The sequence below is a fragment of the Flavobacterium nitrogenifigens genome (assembly GCF_003254565.1).
Classification (GTDB): Bacteria; Bacteroidota; Bacteroidia; order Flavobacteriales; family Flavobacteriaceae; genus Flavobacterium; species Flavobacterium nitrogenifigens.
The window spans coordinates 1-506 of sequence record NZ_QJRI01000099.1 but is presented as its reverse complement, the minus strand read 5'-3'; the positions used below and the strand labels follow the sequence as shown (position 1 = coordinate 506).

Sequence of the window (506 nt, the reverse complement as noted above, 5' to 3'; positions counted from 1 at the left end):
AAAGCAGATAATGAAGGGGATATCAGACAATATATTATCCCTGCAGAACAATTAGATTTTAAGATATCCAGTGAAGACTTCAGTTTAGCAGAAAACCAGCAAGAAGCCATTGCAAAGTATATAGAAGAAAGAAACCATGAGGCATTTGATTTAGAAAAAGCACCTCTTATAAGAGCTTCATTGTTGAAGGTAAAAGAACAGGAATATGTTTTCTTTTTATCGATGCATCATATCATTGGAGACGGCTGGTCTATGGAACTCCTGGTTTCTGAAGTTGTAGAGGCCTATAACAGACTAATACAAGGAAAAAAAGTTGATTTTCCGGAATTGGGCATTCAGTATAAAGATTATGCTGTTTGGCTCAATGGAGCATTGCAGCAAGCCAAACATCAGGCCTCAGAAGCTTATTGGTTAAATCAATTTGAAGGAGAATTACCTGTTTTGGATCTTCCGAGTTTTAAAACACGTCCTTTGGTTCAGACCTATAATGGGGCGAATATCAGCCA

Annotated in this window: 1 protein-coding gene; it reads left to right on the top strand. The window is 37.4% G+C overall.

What is annotated here, in order from left to right:
• Positions 1 to 506, top strand: a 506-nt coding sequence (locus tag DM397_RS00430; protein WP_239457751.1) for a condensation domain-containing protein, incomplete at both ends; no start/stop codon positions are given.